Below are 20,708 nucleotides of genomic sequence, written 5' to 3' on the forward strand. Positions count from 1 at the left end.
ACATTGATCAATGATACCAATTTTTTCAACGAAATTTTCTTTTTCGTAGCAGAATATATAAAGCGACTCTCATAAGCTTTATATTTCTCCTTTCTGCTTGTCATATGCATCTCCCCCAACATAATATATGCTTTTCTCTATTAGATTATTAGATTCTTCTGAAACAATCAAATGTACCAGCAAATACAATATCTATCTCACATTACGCGTTATACAACACCCGCGTATTTTACAAATATATGCCGGTGCGCATTATGGTACAAAGCTTGAACACTCATTAGCAAATTTTGTGCACAGACCCACAACTGTAACACAAAATTCTCAACAAACCTATTCTATAACAATTTTAGACTCGCAAAGTATTAACGCATTTGCCTTACTAGTTAGCTATATTTACTTAACTCGCGATATGCTATGATTAGCCAATAATTCCTCAAAAGTTGCGGCAATTTTAGCCTATGTAATAGCTCAGATCACTGCCAATCATGGCATTTTACGCCTGCAAAAAGAAGCACAATTGAAGATGATAGAGTGCATATCACCAAATATTCTCTTTCACGCCAAGAAAATCATACCACCCACTTAACAACAAGTTACAATTTGCACAATTTTCACGCAATCAGAAATTACAAGCCGATTCAGTTGCATTAGAAATGCTCCAGCAAGCAGGATTTGACCCATTTACTTCACCGCGCTTTTTTCAATAAGCGGTATAGTGCCTTTCGCAATCTCTCAAGCGCCACAAATGCTTCCTTGGATTTTCTAGCAACCCATCCATCCACTCCGCAATGCATTTACCTTGCGATAAAAAAGCGCGCAAAATCAGCACAGCAAACAGCAGAAAGACTGACCGTCATCCTTTTTTCAAAAATCAGATTTTATGCAAAAAAACCAATTTATTCACCAGCAATTGTGCATAACTTTTTCCGTTCCAAATACTTTCCCCATAGAAAATTCAGGCCGCACCGTTTGAGTCAGTAGCCTGAATAAAATTGCCATCTGTTTTAATGCTGTTCCACATTCTACTGCAATATCTGCAAGTGATTATTTAAAAAGCAGATGGATTACAGAACAAGATGAATCCTCTATCCATCCAATCACAATCCATGATCTACCCAAAGCACAAGTTCGCGCTACCAATGAATAATGGCAATTTGATACAACTGTCATTTTTTTCAGTAAACACATCTTCCACTTCTTCACGGCTGTCCTTCATAATTCTCAAAATCTCGTAGCTGTTTCCAAAAGAACGCTACACAGTTTTCATTTTCTTTCATTATCACAATTCAACAATATGCAACCTTTGAGAATTCGTGTTGTACACGTTAAAGAAAGAGAACGTGTCGCAAATCTTGCCAATAAAATGCAAAAATACATCGGTACAAAGAGAAATTGTTTCACATTCTTAATGCATTCTCACCAACCTAAACTTTATGTATCGGTACAGACATCAAAATTATTGCAGAACAAACCCTGTTATCTTTATCATTTTTTGCATTTTTGATTCCCTCACACCCTCTTTAATCACCCTCTGCATTCTGAAACATTTTCCACGCGCATCTGGCTAATCTTTAAAACCAGTCACAGCACGCACACAACCACTCCCATATCCGCTTCGGATTTACTTCTCATAAAACGTTCAATACTTACATCTCATAAGCATCTGCAGGATGAACAGTAAGGAGAGCAGAACGCAACTTTTGCAAAGCCCGTACCTCGATTTGGCGCACTCGTTCTTTCGAGATTCCAAGCTTTTCACCCAAAACCTCTAAAGTCGCTCCCTCTTCATTGAGACGACGGAAGCGTATAATTTCAAGCTCTCGTTCATTAAGAATTTGCAACGCATCATAAAGCCATTGTGTCCGCCGTTGACTATCAATTACTTGCTCAATTAAAGCATCGGGCAACGGACTATCATCTACCAAGGCATCCATTTTAGCAACGGGATTATCACTGTTCTCTGAAACAGAAACGCTCAAGGAATTATCAGAACCAGAAAAACGAAAATCCATTGTTTCAACATCATGAACTGAAACGCCGAGCTTTTCGGCAATTGTGCGAAAGATATCTTGTTTTGAAAGAGCGCTGTCATCTTGCACCAATTTCGCCCGTAAACGCCGAAGATTAAAGAAAAGCGCTTTTTGCGAAGAACTTGTTCCCCCTCGAACGATGGACCAATTCCGTAAAATATAATCTTGAATAGAGGCGCGAATCCACCATGTCGCATAAGTTGAAAAACGAACCTCCCGATCAGGTTCGAAACGCGCAGCAGCCTCCAAAAGCCCTACATAACCTTCTTGTACCAAATCTCCCAGTGGCATTTTGAACCGTTTAAAACGATTAGCAATCGCAATTACTAAACGCATATGTGCCGCTGCAATTTGGTGCATAGCCTCATCATCGTGTTTATCTTTCCACCGCAGAGCCAAATCATGCTCTTTTTGTCTTTCAAGATAAGGCGCTTGCATCGCAGAACGCATCATATTACGTTCCAAGCTTTCATCTGCGTCGCTATAATTCTTGCTTTTTTTGTAAACAGCATTTGAAAGATTGCCCATAATAACCCCTTGCGATTAAAATTATCAAAATTGATCTGGTAACGACATCATTGTTCTTAAAAAAAAAGAACTAATAAGTTGTTTTATTCAATTTCACTACTTTAGCGTGTAATTTTATAATCGCAATTGTTTTTTTGTTACAATTTTAAAACTTATTGTCATAAAATACAGTTTTTCCCATAAAACGACGATGTACCGTGCGTTTTTCACCGTGGAGAAACATATAAAAAGACTTATTTTATAATATTTTTTTGACAGCCTAGAAAAAATAAATGCTATTTTATTTAATTATTGGCTAGTTTGCTTTTTGAGAAAAGTATTTATTTGTGCTTGCGTTTTTAAAATACAATCAACACGTGTAACGAACATCTATGGAAATATCCAAAGTAAATAAAAAATGAAGTATTAAAAAACAACAAGAATGATTGAAGAAAATGCAACAAACGTGTTAAAAGAGCAACACAATGATGGAATTGTTGGAATTAAGTTTTTTACCAGTCTAGCACTGAGAAAGAAAATGACCATGGATAGCAAGATTATTCAACAGAATGAGGTTTTTCAGGATGACATTCTTATTGAAAAACAGGGAAGTGGTAAATTTGAAGGTTTTCGTTTTTATGCCAACAAAAGTGATGTTGATCAACGATCTGAAAAGCAAAACTTCATAGAGAATGAAAATTTGATTCTTGCTTTTTCCAAACGGGCAGCACGTCTTTGTGCTTGTGCTAATAAAGATTTTACACTGAGTTCTGATGGAATTGTGCGCTGGATTGGTCAACCGGTAGGACGCCTTGTTGCCACAGAAGATTTTTTAAAACCCAAACTGATTGTTTTGGCAGATACACAATTGACAGGAGAAGCGCGTGATAACGTTGTAAAGCGCTTAGAGCGTTTTGTAACTTTTCATTTTGAAACGGCCTTAAAGCCTCTTTTTGATTTGCGTGATGCCGATAGCTTAACAGATTCCACAAGTATTCTTGCCTTAAAACTTATCCACGCTTTAGGAATATTACCACGTCGAGAAGTATCTGACATTGTCAAAAGCCTTGATCAAGAATCGCGTGCAGTGCTGCGGCGGTTAGGCGTACGTTTTGGTGCTTTCCATATTTATGTTTCTGGAATGCTAAAACCAGCTCCAGTCCAAGCTATCACATTGCTGTGGAATCTTCAAAATGATGGTCACGACCAAACTGGCCTGGGGGAAATTTTTTCAGCGTTATCTGCGGGACGAACCTCGCTTGCTGTTGATCCTACCTATAACAAGAAATTTTATCAGCTGGCTGGTTACAGGATCTTAGGGCAACGCGCTGTGCGCATTGATATTTTAGAACGTCTTGCAAACCTTATCCGCTCTGCCATTCATTGGAAACAAGGAGATGACCCAAAACCCGAAGGCGCCTATGATGGCAAAAGTTTTTTTGTTACACCAACTATGCTGTCGATTCTTGGAGCCAATGGAACTGATATGGAAGAAATTCTAAAAGGACTTGGTTATCAATCACATGCCGTGAACAGCATTGTTTTAAAACAACATCTCCTTGCAGACAAAGTCTGTGCTAATACATGTACAACGACAAAAAATGTTCCAGAGGCGGAATTTGTTGGTGATCACTGGCAAAGAATATGCACATCAGAAACAACACAAGAAAAAAAAGAAGTTTTGCCTGCTTCTGTTGAAACACACTCCAACGCCGCAGATTACTTACCAGATGCCGAACCTGTTGGTGATTTTGCCGCACAAAAACGCCTTACAACAGAAGATAAGGTTATTTTACTGTGGCGTTATAATCACCAATTTCACAACTACGCACAAAAAAAACGCGATAAGTCTAGCTACAAGTGGCAAAACAAACCGAAAAAGCCGTTCAAAAAAAAGGAAAATGCAAATGGAAATACCTCCCAGGAGGCTGCATCGGGTACAAATAATTCTTATAAACCTCATACCAAACATGGGAATAATAAATCGTTTCAAAAAGAAAAACATACTAATCCTGATTCTCCTTTTGCAAAGTTAGCTGTGCTACGTAATAAACTTATAAATAGTAAAGACACAGATACACTTTCCCCCAAAGATCACTAAAATAATAAATGGAGCTGGATCTTGGCTTATGTAGTGACCGACAACTGCATTCATTGCAAATATACTGATTGCGTTGACGTTTGCCCTGTCGACTGTTTTTATGAGGGTGAAAATATGCTTGTCATTCACCCCGATGAGTGTATAGATTGCGGTGTGTGCGAGCCGGAATGCCCGGCAGAAGCTATTAAACCTGATACCGAACCGGGGCTCGAACAATGGTTAGAGCTTAATCTTTGTTATGCAAACAAATGGCCTAACTTAACTACCCGCAAAGACCCTCTTCCTCAAGCAAAAGAAATGGATGGCATTCCGGATAAATTAGAAAAGTATTTTTCAGAAAACCCAGGAAGTGGTGAATAATAATGATACAACACGCACCATGCGGCTTCAAAAATGAAGAAAATTCTCTTGTAAAAATAAAAATTCCTGAGTGAAATGATTGATTCTTTTGAACTTTGATGTTAATGTTGTCTTAACATGATCATCTTTCTAAGTATTGTTCTTTGCTTTTTTTGTTGGATTTAAAAGTTACTCAACTTTTATGCTCGCTTAATTATTGTAATATGCTTGGTTAGGAACACTAAATATTCAGGTTTATAGCCTGTTTTCCGATACATTTTTTGGTCATAAAGGGAGTAAACTAAAATATGGCATCCCAGCACGGAACGTCCTCCAATATTAAAGAATTTTCAACTTCTGAATATATCGTCTATCCTACCCACGGAGTGGGGCAAATTATAGCGATTGAAGATCAAGAAGTTGCAGGACATAAATTGAGACTTTTTGTCATTCATTTTGCAAAAGATAAAATGGATGTCAAAGTACCCATTGCAAAAGCTCTTTCTGTTGGAATGCGCAAATTATCAGCTGTTGATTCTGTCGAACGCGCATTAAAAATTTTACATGGAAAAGCACGTGTTAAACGAACCATGTGGTCGCGGCGTGCTCAAGAGTATGATGCTAAAATAAATTCTGGAGATCTTATTTGTATTGCTGAAGTGGTGCGCGATCTTTTTCGCTCAAATTTACAGCCCGAGCAATCTTATTCTGAACGTCAGCTTTATACTGCTGCACTTGAAAGAATGGCTCGTGAGATCGCTGTTATCAATAATCTTTCCGAAACAGAAGCTATCAATCTCATAGAGATGCATCTCTCAAAAAAATCAAAACACGAATTTAAAACCGAAAGAAATGAAGCAAACACAAACGGTGAAGCTGTCTACGCTGCATAATAAAATAAGCTAAAATATTCTGATAAAAAACGAAACCAGCATATTGATGGTTTCGTTTTTTTATCGTTGAACCTTAATCGAAAAAAGAATGCCGTATAAAAGGTTAAGTTCTTTCACCATAAAATGACATGAATGGAATCAAAAAAGATGTAAAGCAACATCAAATCTCACAACAAAACTACTATTGAAATCTTTTTAGCTCTTTCTACACCCTATAGTTCAAGAATATCGCTTAAGGAAAATGATTCATTACAAAATTTATATTTCATCAATGCTTACAAAGACCCTTTTCACCATTTTTCTCATGACACGCAGTCACATAAAACATCTTTAATCCACTTCGCGATGGGAATGCTTCGTGCTTCACTGTCCTCATTAAGAAAAACAACCGAACGACACAGCCCACCCGTGCATACACCTAGCTGTTAGCTGTGCATAAAATGAATCTTAATCCTTTTGTACAGAGACAAAGTGCTCAATCTTTAGCAGGCAAAACTGAACGTCCGCGATACATACCTGTTTTAAAATCAATATGATGGGGGCGACGAAATTCACCAGAATTTTTATCCTCGATATAAGTTGGCGCCTTCAAGGCATCAGCCGAACGGCGCATACCCCGTTTCGATGGAGAGGTTTTTCGTTTAGGTACAGCCATAAAGAGACACTCCAAATCCGTTAAAATAAAACAGGCAGCATCAATAATGATACAGCCTTTATCAAAAACACCATAAAATCTGGGAATGTTATACACTGATTAAAAGCTTTTGGCTAGACTTTCATTTCATTTTTTGTTTAGCACTGCATTTTTTGTTTGGCTTTAACAGAAACTTCCGCATAGAGTAAACATAAGTATCAAGAAAATGATTTTTTAATAAAAGACTATACAGATTAACCAAAGGAAAAAAAAGCAACAAGCTTCTATCTTTTAAATTCCAAGATTTCATTTTGCAAAGAATAAAGGAAGCAAGAATGCCTGAATTTACCACCCTTCTTGCAAAACATAGTTACAGTGTTACAAGTCGGCTTGACACACTTCTAAATAATAAAGTTCAAAATGGGGAAATTTCTCGCCCTAAAGTCCTTATCAAAGCCATGCGTCATGGTGTTCTGAATGGCGGTAAGCGCTTGCGCCCTTTTCTTGTTATACAAAGTTCTGCCCTTTTTGACATCCCTGTTGAGCACGCTCTTGATGTCGCTTGTGCCTTAGAATGTGTTCACTGTTATTCGCTCATTCATGATGATCTTCCCGCCATGGATAACGACACACTTCGACGTGGAAAGCCCACCGTTCATGTAGCATTCGATGAAGCAACAGCGATTTTAGCAGGTAACGCCCTTTTGACTTTTGCCTTTGAAATCATTGCCGATAAAGCCTGTGCACTCTCTTCTGATACCAGAATAAAGCTGATCACAGCTCTTGCACAAGCATCAGGGGTTGGTGGTATGATAGGCGGTCAAATTCTTGACCTTGCAGCGGAAAAAAAACCGCAAGAGTGCACCAATATTATCACCCTTCAACGCATGAAAACAGCCGCCCTTATGAGCTTTGCTTGCCAAGCGGGAGCGATCATCGGCAATGCTTCAAAAGAATTGACTCAAAAACTTTCCGCGTTTGGTAGCTATCTTGGTTTAGCCTTTCAATTAACCGATGATCTTCTTGATGTCACCGCCACAAGTGAAACCCTAGGCAAAACCGCCGGTAAAGATGAAACAGCGCATAAAGCAACTTTTGTTCGTCTTTATGGCATTAAAGAAACACAAAAAAAACGAAACGAACTCATCGCTAAAGCAGAAGCACTGTTACACCCTTTTGGCGACAAAGCAAAACCCCTCCAACAAGCAGCTCGCTTTAGTGCAACACGCAAAAATTAAAAATCCACCCGCTACACCAGAAACAAAGCACGAGGAAATGGCGTTGTACAACAACAACTTTTCTCTGTTTTACACTCCACTTAAAGACTTGTCTCCATCTTTTCCAAAGCGCGCATGAATGTAGTCACCGAGTATTGTTTCAAATTCCTCAGCAATATGGTTGCCACGCAAAATTTTCACCTTTTTACCTTCAATAAAAACAGGAGCCGCTGGATTTTCACCCATTCCAGGCAAGGAAATCCCGATATCAGCATGCTTTGATTCTCCCGGTCCATTGACAATACATCCCATCACCGCAACCTTCAGCCCTTCAACACCGGGGTATTTTTCGCGCCAAACGGGCATATTCTTACATAAATTTGCCTCAATTTTTTGTGCTAATTCCTGAAAGACTGTTGAGCTCGTGCGACCACATCCAGGGCACGCAGTAACAACAGGTAAAAATTGCCGAAATCCCATTACCTGCAAAAGCTCTTGAGAAACTCTCACTTCTCGTGTTCGATCTCCGCCCGGTTCAGGTGTTAATGAAATACGAATTGTATCGCCAATCCCTTGTTGTAACAAAATACCCATAGAGACTGAAGAGGCAACAATACCTTTTGTTCCCATACCTGCTTCTGTTAATCCCAAATGGAGTGCATAATCACAACGCTCTGCCAAGGCAATGTAAACAGCAACGAGATCTTGCACATCACTCACTTTCGCAGAAAGAATAATTTTATCACGCCCCAACCCTAGTTCTTCAGCCCAAACAGCCGAATGAAGAGCTGACTGAACAACAGCTTCTCGCATCACTTCAACAACAGGTAAAGGATTTTCCTGCTTAGCATTTTCATCCATGAGCCGTGTCAACAAAACATTGTCCAGGGATCCCCAATTCACACCAATTCGAATGGGTTTATTATACCGACAAGCAATCTCGATAATTTCCGAAAATTGACGATCTTTCTTTGCACCAAAACCCACATTTCCAGGATTAATCCGATATTTTGCAAGCACCTCAGCACACGCAGGATGTTCCGCTAGAAGCTTATGGCCAATATAATGGAAATCTCCTACCAACGGTACACCAATACCCATCTTCTCCAATTTTTCATATATTTTAGGCACCGCAGCAGCAGCTTCGTCACGATCAACTGTTATACGAACCAATTCCGAACCAGCCCTCCAAAGAGCAGCAGTTTGCTCAACTGTTGCATCAACATCAGCGGTGTCAGTATTTGTCATTGACTGAACAACTATCGGGCTATGACCACCAACAACTACACCGCCCACTGCAACAGGAACAGACTGACGGCGCTCAAAAGGTTTAGAAAAATAATATGTTTTGCTCATTATATCCTCAAATTGTGAAACTTCGCATATATCAACCCTCGTTTACAACAATATGTATTAAAGTACAATTTTAAAAAGAGAATAATTGTAAAAAGAAGGCAAAAATTTTCTTGTTGAATCACAATTTTTGACCTTTACAACACGCCAACAAGCAGTGCAATCAATGCAACTAGTTCAATTTTCGAACAGTTATATATCCACCCGTCACAATTTTAACGATTATAAAACACTATAAAATATGAAAAAGTCAAAATATGTGCATATTTTAGCCATATTTTAATATGCTAAAATTAAAGAACATACTGCACAATTAAAAAATGAACTCGTAGAACAATCCCTTTACATTCCAGTAACAGCAGTTTTGAGAACATCTCCTGCATGCCTAACAGGTGGAAACAACAAGACCGTCATATACTGTACTTTACCATCTCAATGAGAATTGCTACGCAATTAAAAAAGCCCTAAAACAACCCTCACATAATTGGCAAGGATATTTTAATGAGCTGCCTACTGGTACGTAAGAATCAAACACACGACCCACAGTAAAACTTTTCAATGCCTACCTTAAAGTAGGCACCTTTTTACATAGCGGAAAAAACAACGTACAAAACATCAGAATTACTTTTGTAAAAAAACAAGAACTTCAAAAATCCAAAAAGATCAAATATAACAAACCAAATCAAATCCCCTAAAGTAAGTGCCCACTTGCTATAAGCAAAAGATGCAGAAATCAAACTAAAAGAATCCAAAATCTTAACCTCCAGAATTGGCTCGCGGTGAAGTATCAACATAAGTAACCACAGACATTCCAGGAATGAGCTTTTCAGCCCCTTCTTGTCCAGGATCTAATGCAATACGTACCGAAATACGCTGTGCAATCTTAATAAAATTACCAATTGTGCTATCCGTTTTTAACAGTGAGAATTCTGAACCTGTGGCAGGTGCAAAACGCACCACACGTCCTGTTAATTTTTTATTGTTTAATGCATCAACAGAAAAAATAACAGGTTGTCCTACACGCATTTGAAAAAGCTGTGTTTCCTTATAATTTGCAATAATCCAAATATCATCAGAAATAACCGATATCAATTGCATACCAGGCAAAACATATTGTCCTACACGCGCCCCAACCAACCCAATATACCCCGTTTTAGGAGATAAAATCTTTGTATGACCCAGATTGAGCTTAGCCAATTCAACACCAACCTTTGCTTCTGTAACCTCTGACTCTAAATTTTTTCGTTCAAGGTCCAATTGTTTTTGCAACTGACGTTTTGTGTCAAGTGCTTCCAACAATTGCGAAAGAGGACGAGAAACAGAATTTGTAGTGTCACTAAAACCTAATTTCTTGTGTTCAGGAAGAACATTAGAGAATGCGCGCGAACGTGCTAATTCCGCTTCTGCTGTATTAATTTCACCCTGCAAAAACTGCGCCTGCAGCATAATACTCGCAAGTTTTGCATTTTTTGAATCCAAAACAGCCTGTGCCCTTGCAAGCTGTTGGCGAAAAAGAGAATCGTCGAGCTCAAATAACAGCATTCCCCTTTCAACACGTTGATAATCTTGAACATAAATTCGCGAAATCACCCCTGAGATCTGTGAACTCACCAAGGTAACATTCCCTTTAATGGAAGCATTATCAGTTATTTGAATGTTACTTACAAAAGGAGGAAGCCTCCAAGCCCATAAAATTAACAAAACACCCAAAACACCTGAGAGGAATGCAATAATTGTCGCTCTCGACCGTAATGCTTTTATCATTTTTTACACCCCTCTTCACCGATATTATTCTTCTTTAAGAATGTAGAAAAAGAGCATGACTTGACAAATACTTTGACAAGAAAAATAGCAAAAACAACCACTGCAATATAAAAATAAAGCCGAAAGACATCATCATAAGCAAAAATATTTGCTGTCAATTTAAAATCTTCAATCAGCCCATTTGCCCCTCGTCCATCTGCTAAAACATTGGGAATAGAAGCACCGTAAGAAGGCGAAAATAAGGCATTCAACTCAACCGATATACGTGGATCTGTCACAACAATATTCTGTGTTAAAGACTCAAAGTTCTTATGAGCGAAAAAAAACTGCAAGCTACCAAAAAGCGCTGCCCCCATTAATCCGCCCGTCACTTGTGTCAGCAGAAAAACAGCAATAAAACTCAAAACGTAACGTGGGCCCCTCTCACCAGCGATAACGAACCCCTTAAAAAGAGCAGCGGGCAAAAAAAGTGTGTAACTAAAACTGACCAACCCTTGACTCAACATCATATCTTGGGGACGCGTTAAGTAGTTCACATGACTATCTAAATAAGCTCCAAGTGCCAAACAAGCCAAAGATAAAAGATAAAAATAATCCTCCCGCCCCGCGCGTAAAAAAAAGACACAAACACCACCCCCTAAAAGGCTACCCAATATAACCGCAAGATACATAGGCGCCATTTCACGATTTAACAAACCAAAAAGATTAAAAAATCCTACCGCTAAGGTCGACCGTTCTAACAAGAAAACGTGAAATACTAATAAAATGAGAACAGATTGCACCATTTCTTTACTGAAAATCCAGCGTAAATCAATCAATGGATTTACCCTATTAAGTTCAATAATAATTGCAGCAACCAAAGAGGTAACAGCAAGTGCAAGCCCCAAACCAATCCATGGTGCTTCATACCACCAATACAATATTCCGACAGACATGATCACTGCATTGAGACCAAGACCAAGCGCAATCAAACCATAACTCACCCAGTCCAACTTCTGAATAACCTTGTTGCGTACAACAGGGGTCAATGGAAGAGCATAAATACATCCCAAACTAATAAGAACCAGCCCCATTTCCATTGCTGAAAGACTAGAAAATCCACCATGTTCTAACAAATCAGGCGAAATTAAACGCGATAAAGGTGCTGCTAAAGCTGCATTCATATAATTCAAACTAAGACCAATGGTAAATTTTTTTGCTGGCGCGAAAGCTTCCATCATATAAAGCAGTGCCAATGAGGCCAAAGGCGCCGCAGCAATACCAGCAAAAAATCGAATAATCAGTGCGGAACGTAAATCCGTCACAAAAAGCTGTAAAATGCAAACCAGAACGAAGCCGAGAATCGACAGTTCAGCAAAGGCCCGCAACCCGAATTGGTAGCGAATCTTAATCAACATGATCGCAACACTTACATTTGGTGCCATATAAGCAGCAACCAACCACATTGTTTCGGTCAGAGTTGCATGGAAATCTCCTGTAAGATGGACAATGTTAGACTGAACAACATTTGCACCTAAACCATAAGCCCATTGTAAAATAAAAGAAGCAAAAATATACACAAAGCATTTTGGCAAAGGCCCAGCAAAAACACGACCTGGGTGTGGAAAAGGCTTTCCTCCCCTTTTAGCAGACACAACCGTACTCTTTTTTCCGCCCATGTCGCCTTTTCCTGTATAATCCTTTACGCTTCTAACAACTCAGTACTAACAGCCAATTGATGAAAAAATTCTTCTATTTTGCGATTCTTTTCATCACTTGAAGCCCCTTCTAACGTTGCTCGAACTTGCAAAATCTTCTGTTCCAACGCATCAAAAGAAAGATTCTCAACAGCAACAACTTTCTCCACCAAAAGAGAGCACACCGAAAAAGTAACATTCGCAACGCCCCCACAAACAGCAAAAAACTTTTCACCCGAAAAAGTTAAAATACGAACACTGCCCAAGACAATACTTGCCACCACAGGCGCATGATGCGCCATAACTGTGATGGCACCTGAAGCTGAAGGAAGAACAACAGACATCACTTGTCCTGAAAACACGAGCTTTTCAGGCGACACAAGCTCAAATAAAAAACATTCTACTCCATTGTTTTCCAAAATAACCTCCACGAAACCCGATACAAAGACCTATTATCCTATGCACAAAAAGCATTTGCTACAAATTTCCTTTTATCAAGAAGCTCCTGCAATAAGACGCTTTCCTTTTTCAATGGCTTCATCAATCGAACCAACCATATAAAAAGCTGCTTCCGGTAGATCATCATAATCACCAGCACAAAGACCTTTGAACCCTTTTATTGTATCTTCTAAGGGCACGAGTTTTCCAGGTGAGCCAGTAAAAGCTTCAGCCACATGGAAAGGTTGCGAAAGGAACCGTTCAATTTTACGCGCCCGCCCTACCAACAATTTATCATCTTCAGAAAGTTCATCCATTCCAAGAATAGCAATAATATCTTGGAGCGATCTATAGCGTTGCAAAATGGTTTGAACCTGATTTGCAACAGAATAATGCTCTTCACCCACAACCAATGGATCTAACATGCGTGAAAAAGAATCAAGCGGATCAACTGCTGGATAAATTCCCTTTTCAGCAATCGAACGCGAAAGAACCGTTGTTGCATCCAAATGGGCAAAAGATGTCGCAGGTGCCGGGTCTGTTAAATCATCCGCCGGAACATAAATAGCCTGCACAGAGGTAATAGACCCTGTTCTTGTACTGGTAATACGTTCTTGCAAAGCCCCCATATCTGTTGCCAAAGTTGGTTGATAACCCACAGCAGAAGGGATACGTCCTAAAAGCGCTGAAACCTCAGCCCCTGCTTGCGTAAAACGGAAAATATTATCCACGAAGAAAAGAACATCTTGACCTTCATCACGAAAACTTTCCGCAATAGTCAATCCAGAAAGAGCCACACGAGCACGTGCTCCTGGTGGTTCATTCATTTGTCCATAAACGAGCGCACACTTTGATCCTTCTGTTGAACCATTATTTTCTTTTGGATCAACATTCACACGGCTTTCGATCATTTCATAATAAAGATCATTTCCCTCACGTGTACGTTCTCCAACGCCAGCAAACACTGAATACCCTCCATGAGCCTTTGCAATATTATTGATAAGCTCCATAATAAGCACGGTTTTACCAACCCCAGCCCCACCAAACAAACCAATCTTTCCACCCTTAGAATAAGGTGCTAACAAATCAACAACCTTAATACCAGTTACAAGAATTTCTGATGCAGTTGACTGCTCCACATATTCAGGAGCGTTCTGATGAATAGAGCGTGTTTTTGTCGTTGAAATTGGTCCAACATTATCTACTGGCTCTCCAATCACATTCATAATACGACCAAGCGTTGCTTCCCCAACGGGCACACTAATCTGTGCTCCTGTATCAAAAACCTTTTGACCACGGACAAGACCATCTGTCGTATCCATAGCAATTGTGCGTACCGTATTTTCACCCAAATGTTGAGCAACTTCCAAAACCAGTCGGCTGCCTAAATTCTCTGTTTCTAATGCATTTAAAATATTCGGCAACGCACCTTCAAACTGCACATCAACAACAGCGCCAATTACCTGTTTGATTTCACCGACCGCCCCCTTTCCACGCGCATTTTTAAGAGAAACGCGCACAGGATCAGAAGAATCCTTTATGCCAGTTTGAGATTTTGAGGAGGCTTTTTTCACACCTGAACGAGCAGCTGATTTTTTTTTCTCAACTTTTGCAGCTTCCTTGCTTGACGTCACTGCTTTTACCATCAATCCTTACCTTTTCAATTTAAAGCGCTTCAGCGCCTGCAATAATTTCAATTAATTCTGTCGTGATTTGTGCCTGACGCTGACGATTGTAAGCCACCGTCAATTTATTAATCATTTCACCGGCATTACGCGATGCATTGTCCATAGCAGTCATCTTCGCACCCATTTCACCAGCAACATTTTCCAGCAAAGCCTGAAAAATTTGTACTGAGAGATTGCGCGACACAAGCGCATCCAAAAGAGAAGCCGCATCAGGCTCATAATCATAAACAACCGACTGTAAGTCGGCACTTTTATCCGTTTTTTCAACAACATCTATTGCTTCAATACCCTCTTGTGGAGAAACCATAGGAATTAAGCCAAAAGCTGTCGGACGCTGATTAATTACTGAAACAAATTCAGAGTAAAAGAGGGTGCAAACATCAAAGGCGCCCCTATTAAACAAATCGACAACCCGCTGACTAATCATTACCGCCTCTGCAAAACCAATCCGCTTAACAAGATGCAAATCAATGTGATCAATCATCAAAGCTTTGTAATCACGCGATAAAATATCTGCTCCTTTTTTTCCCACAGTCAAAATTTTAACGATTTTATCGGCAGAAAGCAGCGCCTTAATCTGTTCGCGTGCACGACGTGCAATCTGCACATTAAAAGCACCACACAACCCACGCTCTGCGGTACACACCACCAAAAGATGCACATCATCTCGACCAGTGCCACGCATGAGAGGAGGCGCATCAAGCACATCAACATCAGCAGAAACATTAGCTAAAATCGCAGCCATCCGCTGAGCATAAGGACGCGCGGACTGAGCCATCTCTTGCGCACGATGCAACCTTGCCGCCGCAACCATTTGCATAGCTTTAGTGATCTTTTGCGTTGCCTTAACCGAGGCAATACGGTCTCTAAGATCCTTCAATGACGCCATTCAAGCATTCCATCAATTCATCACGAAAAGTTCTTCGCGTAAGTGTTAAGAACAGTAATCAATTTATCCTTAAGTTCATCGGTTATTTGTTTGTGATCAGCAATCGCCTTCAAAAGATCTTGATGATCATTACGGAAAAGAGTCAGAAGACCCTGCTCGAATCGACTAACATCAGAAACAACCAAGGAATCAAGATAACCATTCACACCAGCAAAGATAACAACAACCTGTTCTTCAGTTTTAAGTGGAGAAAATTGCGGCTGCTTCAACAATTCTGTCAAACGCGCACCACGATTTAAAAGACGCTGAGTTGATTCATCTAAATCTGAACCAAACTGCGCAAAAGCTGCCATTTCCCGATATTGAGCCAACTCACCCTTGATAGAACCTGCAACTTGCTTCATTGCCTTAATTTGCGCAGCAGAACCAACACGCGATACAGAAAGACCAACATTTACAGCAGGACGAATTCCTTGATAAAACAAATTGGTTTCAAGAAAAATCTGCCCATCAGTAATAGAAATCACGTTTGTTGGAATGTAAGCAGAAACATCATTCGCCTGTGTTTCAATGACCGGTAAAGCTGTCAAAGACCCGGAACCATTCTCAGCATTTAATTTCGCAGCCCGCTCTAAAAGACGCGAATGAAGATAGAACACATCACCAGGGTAAGCTTCACGGCCAGGAGGACGGCGAAGCAAAAGAGACATTTGGCGATAAGCAACAGCCTGCTTTGAAAGATCATCATAACCAATCAAAGCATGTTGACCATTGTCACGGAAATATTCCCCCATTGCACAACCAGCAAGAGGTGCAATAAATTGCAATGGAGCAGGATCAGAAGCTGTAGCTGCTACAATAATGGAATATTCAAGAGCCCCACGCTCTTCTAAAACCTTAACAAATTGCGCAACTGTTGAACGTTTTTGACCAATGGCAACATAAATACAGTACACTTTGTCCTGGTCTTTTCCAGCATTTTTTTCATGAAAAGGTTTTTGATTTAAAAATGTATCGAGCAAAATCGCTGTTTTCCCCGTTTGACGATCTCCAATCACCAATTCACGCTGTCCTCGTCCAATGGGAATGAGTGCATCAATAGCTTTCAATCCTGTTGACATTGGCTCATGCACTGACTGACGTGGAATAATTCCGGGAGCCTTAACATCGACACGACGACGCTCTGTTGCTTTAATGGGGCCTTTACCATCTATAGGATTTCCGAGTGCATCAACAACACGCCCAAGCAAAGCTGGTCCAACAGGAACATCGACGATAGCACCTAACCGCTTGACACAATCACCTTCACGAATATCACGATCTGATCCGAAGATCACAACCCCAACATTATCAACTTCCAGATTCAAAGCCATACCACGTACATCATTTGAAAAGGAAACCATCTCTCCTGCTTGGACATTATCCAAACCGTACACACGGGCAATACCATCACCCACAGAGAGAACCCAACCAACTTCTGAAACTTCAGCCTTTTGGTCAAAGTTCTTGATTTGTTCTTTGAGAATTTTTGAAATTTCAGATGGTCTAATATCCATCAACTGACCTCTTTTTTCAATACAAGCTTAAGCGAAGATAATTTTGTTACAAGAGACGCATCAATCTGAAACGACCCTATACGAATGATCAACCCACCAAGAATTGCTGGATCAACAAAGATATGCAGCAAAACTTTTCCCCTAACGATACCTTTCAAAGCCACACGCAAATTTCGTTCTTGTTGAGAACTCAACGGACAAGCAGAAACAACCCGCACCGAAATTTCTCCACGAGAAAGAGCAACACGACGTTGAAAAGCATGTAAAATACCAGATAAAGCACCAAGTCGACGATTTAGCGCAACAACCCATAAAAAATTACCAACAATTTTACCAGCACGCTCATCAGCAAATTTAATGCTCTTACAAACAGAATGCATCACTTCAACTTGTTCTTTTATTGAAAAGAATGGACTCTCCACAAAGCGTTTTAAGTCTTCATTTTTATCCAAGACAAGCAAAAAAGATGCCACCGCCTCCTCAACTGTTTCAACAGCCCCTTCTTCTTGAACAAAATCAAAAAGCGCTTGCGCATAGCGTTGATCCACCAATGGCAGCGGTATAAGAGAAAATGAATCCGACACGAAATACCGCCTCTTTCCCTTGAGCGACTCTCTGATAATTATCAGACGATAATGAAACAGACATTCTAAATTTTAAGAATCTCTTTCTTAAAACCCAAAACAAAAAACTTCCCGGTTTCTAGCATAGACATAATCAACTCGCAACAGTCCAAATCAACGCTTTCTGAAAATTTTTAAATAAAATATTCAAAATAATTTTGAAAACGATTTTTCAGAGAACCATTCGTTTTTCTACATCTCTTTTTGGCACCTTCTGATAGCTTTTTCAAGTCTCTTTTCTTGTTGTTTTATAAGAGAACTGAAACGAAAAGCAATATGATCTCCTTTAGTACCAAAACGGGACATTCCCCATAAAATGCTCTTCCACCCAAAGACACTCCAAGATTTAAGACCAGAAACGCACCGCTTTAAACTTATAAGCAAACAATAAAAACGGAATTCTCTTTAAAATAAACCACTTAAAATAAACCACCAATCTTTTTACTTAAAATTGTCTTTTTGCTTAAAATTGTCCCTCTTTTAAGAGGGCATCGCCAACAAGAGAATATTCCCACAGGCTCTTTTTAAAAGCATTTTTTGAGCAAATGAACTTCCATACTATACCTCTTTGTATTCAGAGAAAACTTTGCGGATCAATATCAATTTGGATCCGAACCGAAGAAGGCATTTTTGGTGCATTTGCAAGCATGGTACGAATAAACCCTTGCATATCAAAAGAACGTTGTCCCTGGAGCAAAAGCCGAAAACGATAACGCCCCCGTACAAGAGCCAGGGGTGCCTCTGCTGGTCCCATGACCAAGACATTTTTCTCCCCTGGTGCAGTTTGGCGTAATGCACGCGCATACTGTTCTGCAATTTGGCGTTTTTCTGAAGAGACAATCAAAGCAGCAAGCCGCCCATAAGGTGGCAAATGGTGCTGCCGCCGCATAGCAATTTCGTGTGTATAAAAATCCTCACATTGTTGTGACAGCAAAGCTTGTATCACTGGATGATCAGGTTGATAGGTTTGCAATAACCCTGAACTTTTCAACCCCATACGCCCTGCTCGTCCTGTTACCTGAGACAAAAGTTGAAAGGTACGCTCACTTGCACGTAAATCGCCATTGGCAAGGCCAAGATCAGCATCGATTACTCCAACCAGGGACAATTTGGGAAAATGGTGTCCCTTAGCAACCAACTGCGTCCCAATAACAATGTCAACATCTCCATTTGCAATTGCTTCCAATTCACGTCGCAATTGACTAATGCCACCTTTTAAATCAGTTGAGAGAATCATCAACTGCGCCTGTGGAAAAAGTCCCTGTGTTTCTTCAGCGATTCTTTCCACTCCCGGTCCGCAAGCCACAAGATGGTCTAAAGTTCCACATTCAGGACACGCTTCTGGAATCGTCTGACGATAACCGCAATGATGACATTTGAGCTGTCCTTGTAAACGATGCTCAACCAACCAACTTGAACAATCACTACAATGAAACCGATGCCCACAAATTCGGCACAAAGTTAAAGGTGCATAACCACGGCGATTGAGAAAAAGCAGTGCCTGCTCACCCTTCTCGAGAGTCTGTGTCAAAGCATTTTCAAGAGCAAATGAAATAAAACGCCCTTTTTGCACACCGCCCTGACGCATATCAACCACCTGCAACTGCGGAAGTGCTGCCGCTTTAAAACGCGATGGCAAATTTACCCGACGATAACGCCCTGCCAAAACATTTGCCTGACTTTCAACCGACGGTGTAGCTGAAGATAAAATAACAGAAAAATTCTCAAAAGAGCCTCGTGCAACTGCCATATCACGTGCATTATAAAAAATGCGCTCCTCCTGTTTATAAGCACCATCATGTTCTTCATCGACAACAATTAAACCAAGCTCTGGAAAGGGAAGAAAAAGTGCCGAACGCGCTCCCGCCACTACCCGCACCCGCCCTTCTGCAACTTGCCGCCACACCCGCTCCCGACGACGTGGCGCTAAATCCGAATGCCACTCTGCCGCTGATGCTCCAAAACGTGTGTAAAAACGATCTAAGAATTGTTGTGTTAAAGCAATTTCTGGCAATAAAATCAAAACCTGCTTAGAACAGGTCAGCGCTTGAGCAACCGCTTCAAAATAGACTTCCGTCTTCCCTGACCCCGTCACCCCATCAAGCAAAAAAACTTGAAACTGAGAAGACAAAACACCCTCTCGCAAAAGATGCGCTGCTGCATTCTGCGCTCCCTCCAATTGAGGACGACAAAAATTAGGATCAGGAATCTCCACAAGAGCAGGTGCTGGCACCATAACATCTTCAAAAATTCCTAATGCTTTCAACCCTTCAACAACAGAAATAGAAGTTCCCGCTGCATGCGCAAGACCAGAACGTGTCCAAACCGCACCATCGCGCACTAACTCCAAAACCCGCAATCGTGCTGGTGTGCAACGTTCCACATCTCCCCCACAATACCGTAAACCCAGTAGTGGTGCTTCAGGTTCTAAAGCAGCGGGTACACATAAAATCAATCGTGCAACAAGACCAAAAGGCGCCATTGTATAGCGGCTCACAAAACGCAAAAACGTGATCATCTCAGCCTTTAACGGCGGACAATCAAAAACATGAAGGAGAGAACGGAGTTTTTTACGCGCCATGGGAGAAGTCATTTTCTCATCTTTTGTCGCTTGTTCTCCAACATCCACAACAATACCACAAACTTGGCGCCCCATTACCGGAACACGAACAAAAGATCCAACCTCACACTCCATAGCAGATGGCATCTCATAACTGTAAGCCTGAGCAACAGGCAGAGGTACTAAGACTGAAACAATCTTTCCCTCTCTAACATCCTCTTCTCTCACATTTTTTGTCACATATGACTTCATCTTTTGTCTCAAATTTTATACGAATCTTTCACACAAATAGCGTCTACAAACAGCATTCAGCTTATCTTTTAACATCTATTGCTGAAGAATCCTTTGCGAAACTCACCATTTCAACCTTCTAACAATACCTTACCAATGCACCAACCATCACTAAACAATAAAAAAAGAGTCACGTCTTCCCCATAGCA

General features: G+C 40.4%; 15 protein-coding genes and 1 pseudogene. 5 read left to right on the plus strand and 11 right to left on the minus strand.

Going from position 1 to position 20,708, the window contains the following annotated elements; translation table 11 throughout:
* Nucleotides 1-53 precede the first annotated feature (53 nt).
* Nucleotides 54-1,428: pseudogene (locus tag V4B17_RS06220) on the plus strand (M48 family metalloprotease).
* A gap of 218 nt (nt 1,429-1,646) precedes the next feature.
* Here the strand turns inward: V4B17_RS06220 and V4B17_RS06225 are convergent.
* On the minus strand, nt 1,647-2,558 hold the full coding sequence (locus V4B17_RS06225; RefSeq protein ID WP_455479286.1) for an RNA polymerase factor sigma-32: 912 nt from the start codon (nt 2,556-2,558) through the stop codon (nt 1,647-1,649).
* Between the two features lie 523 nt (nt 2,559-3,081).
* Between V4B17_RS06225 and V4B17_RS06230 the strand changes: the two genes are divergently transcribed.
* From V4B17_RS06230 to V4B17_RS06240, 3 genes are all read left to right on the plus strand, one after another.
* Nucleotides 3,082-4,638, plus strand: coding sequence for a hypothetical protein (locus V4B17_RS06230; protein ID WP_455480200.1), 1,557 nt, complete (start codon nt 3,082-3,084; stop codon nt 4,636-4,638).
* Nucleotides 4,639-4,659: 21 nt separating this feature from the next.
* Nucleotides 4,660-4,998, plus strand: coding sequence for a ferredoxin FdxA (gene fdxA, locus V4B17_RS06235; RefSeq protein ID WP_455479287.1), 339 nt, complete (start codon nt 4,660-4,662; stop codon nt 4,996-4,998).
* A 287-nt stretch (nt 4,999-5,285) separates the two neighbouring features.
* Complete coding sequence (locus V4B17_RS06240; protein ID WP_455479288.1) at nt 5,286-5,870, plus strand: CarD family transcriptional regulator; 585 nt, start codon at nt 5,286-5,288, stop codon at nt 5,868-5,870.
* 475 nt (nt 5,871-6,345) lie between these two features.
* Here V4B17_RS06240 and rpmF read toward each other — a convergent pair whose 3' ends face one another.
* Entirely contained in the window at nt 6,346-6,525 is a 180-nt protein-coding gene (rpmF, locus tag V4B17_RS06245) for a 50S ribosomal protein L32 (RefSeq protein ID WP_455479289.1), read from the minus strand.
* A 314-nt stretch (nt 6,526-6,839) separates the two neighbouring features.
* Between rpmF and V4B17_RS06250 the strand changes: the two genes are divergently transcribed.
* The gene (locus tag V4B17_RS06250) at nt 6,840-7,742 is read left to right on the plus strand and encodes a polyprenyl synthetase family protein (protein WP_455479290.1); all 903 of its coding nucleotides are present in this window, start codon (nt 6,840-6,842) and stop codon (nt 7,740-7,742) included.
* A 69-nt stretch (nt 7,743-7,811) separates the two neighbouring features.
* On the opposite strand, the gene ispG is transcribed toward V4B17_RS06250, so the two are convergent.
* The 9 genes from ispG to V4B17_RS06295 all read right to left on the minus strand — a co-directional run bounded on the left by ispG (nt 7,812) and on the right by V4B17_RS06295 (nt 20,520).
* Entirely contained in the window at nt 7,812-9,077 is a 1,266-nt protein-coding gene (ispG, locus tag V4B17_RS06255) for a flavodoxin-dependent (E)-4-hydroxy-3-methylbut-2-enyl-diphosphate synthase (RefSeq protein WP_455479291.1), read from the minus strand.
* Between the two features lie 753 nt (nt 9,078-9,830).
* Nucleotides 9,831-10,838 carry an HlyD family secretion protein gene (locus V4B17_RS06260; RefSeq protein WP_455479292.1) on the minus strand — a complete coding sequence of 336 codons (1,008 nt, stop codon included), beginning with the start codon at nt 10,836-10,838 and terminating at the stop codon, nt 9,831-9,833.
* Nucleotides 10,835-12,496, minus strand: coding sequence for an MFS transporter (locus tag V4B17_RS06265; protein ID WP_455479293.1), 1,662 nt, complete (start codon nt 12,494-12,496; stop codon nt 10,835-10,837). Before V4B17_RS06265 ends, V4B17_RS06260 begins: the two co-directional genes overlap by 4 nt.
* Nucleotides 12,497-12,519: 23 nt before the next feature.
* The gene (atpC, locus tag V4B17_RS06270; protein WP_455479294.1) at nt 12,520-12,933 is read right to left on the minus strand and encodes an ATP synthase F1 subunit epsilon; all 414 of its coding nucleotides are present in this window, start codon (nt 12,931-12,933) and stop codon (nt 12,520-12,522) included.
* Between the two features lie 75 nt (nt 12,934-13,008).
* Nucleotides 13,009-14,598: a F0F1 ATP synthase subunit beta gene (atpD, locus tag V4B17_RS06275; RefSeq protein ID WP_455479295.1), complete on the minus strand. Its 1,590-nt coding sequence runs from the start codon at nt 14,596-14,598 to the stop codon at nt 13,009-13,011.
* A gap of 19 nt (nt 14,599-14,617) precedes the next feature.
* Nucleotides 14,618-15,529 (minus strand): F0F1 ATP synthase subunit gamma, encoded by a 912-nt coding sequence (locus V4B17_RS06280; protein ID WP_455479296.1) that lies wholly within the window; start codon nt 15,527-15,529, stop codon nt 14,618-14,620.
* A 20-nt stretch (nt 15,530-15,549) separates the two neighbouring features.
* Entirely contained in the window at nt 15,550-17,085 is a 1,536-nt protein-coding gene (atpA, locus tag V4B17_RS06285; protein ID WP_455479297.1) for a F0F1 ATP synthase subunit alpha, read from the minus strand.
* The gene (atpH, locus tag V4B17_RS06290; protein WP_455479298.1) at nt 17,085-17,669 is read right to left on the minus strand and encodes an ATP synthase F1 subunit delta; all 585 of its coding nucleotides are present in this window, start codon (nt 17,667-17,669) and stop codon (nt 17,085-17,087) included. The genes atpA and atpH overlap by 1 nt, the downstream gene beginning before the upstream one ends.
* Before the next feature lie 613 nt (nt 17,670-18,282).
* Nucleotides 18,283-20,520, minus strand: coding sequence for a primosomal protein N' (locus tag V4B17_RS06295; RefSeq protein ID WP_455479299.1), 2,238 nt, complete (start codon nt 20,518-20,520; stop codon nt 18,283-18,285).
* Nucleotides 20,521-20,708 lie beyond the last annotated feature (188 nt).

This window comes from Bartonella sp. B23, from assembly GCF_053793815.1.

Bases quoted from the DNA above. Each gene is read 5' to 3' on its own strand.
- V4B17_RS06240 (WP_455479288.1), top strand. From the start codon at position 5,286: ATGGCATCCCAGCACGGAACGTCCTCCAATATTAAAGAATTTTCAACT.
- ispG (WP_455479291.1), bottom strand. From the start codon at position 9,077: ATGAGCAAAACATATTATTTTTCTAAACCTTTTGAGCGCCGTCAGTCT.
- atpD (WP_455479295.1), bottom strand. From the start codon at position 14,598: ATGGTAAAAGCAGTGACGTCAAGCAAGGAAGCTGCAAAAGTTGAGAAA.
- V4B17_RS06250 (WP_455479290.1), top strand. From the start codon at position 6,840: ATGCCTGAATTTACCACCCTTCTTGCAAAACATAGTTACAGTGTTACA.
- V4B17_RS06295 (WP_455479299.1), bottom strand. From the start codon at position 20,520: ATGAAGTCATATGTGACAAAAAATGTGAGAGAAGAGGATGTTAGAGAG.
- rpmF (WP_455479289.1), bottom strand. From the start codon at position 6,525: ATGGCTGTACCTAAACGAAAAACCTCTCCATCGAAACGGGGTATGCGC.
- V4B17_RS06265 (WP_455479293.1), bottom strand. From the start codon at position 12,496: ATGGGCGGAAAAAAGAGTACGGTTGTGTCTGCTAAAAGGGGAGGAAAG.
- V4B17_RS06230 (WP_455480200.1), top strand. From the start codon at position 3,082: ATGGATAGCAAGATTATTCAACAGAATGAGGTTTTTCAGGATGACATT.
- V4B17_RS06225 (WP_455479286.1), bottom strand. From the start codon at position 2,558: ATGGGCAATCTTTCAAATGCTGTTTACAAAAAAAGCAAGAATTATAGC.
- V4B17_RS06280 (WP_455479296.1), bottom strand. From the start codon at position 15,529: ATGGCGTCATTGAAGGATCTTAGAGACCGTATTGCCTCGGTTAAGGCA.
- V4B17_RS06260 (WP_455479292.1), bottom strand. From the start codon at position 10,838: ATGATAAAAGCATTACGGTCGAGAGCGACAATTATTGCATTCCTCTCA.
- atpA (WP_455479297.1), bottom strand. From the start codon at position 17,085: ATGGATATTAGACCATCTGAAATTTCAAAAATTCTCAAAGAACAAATC.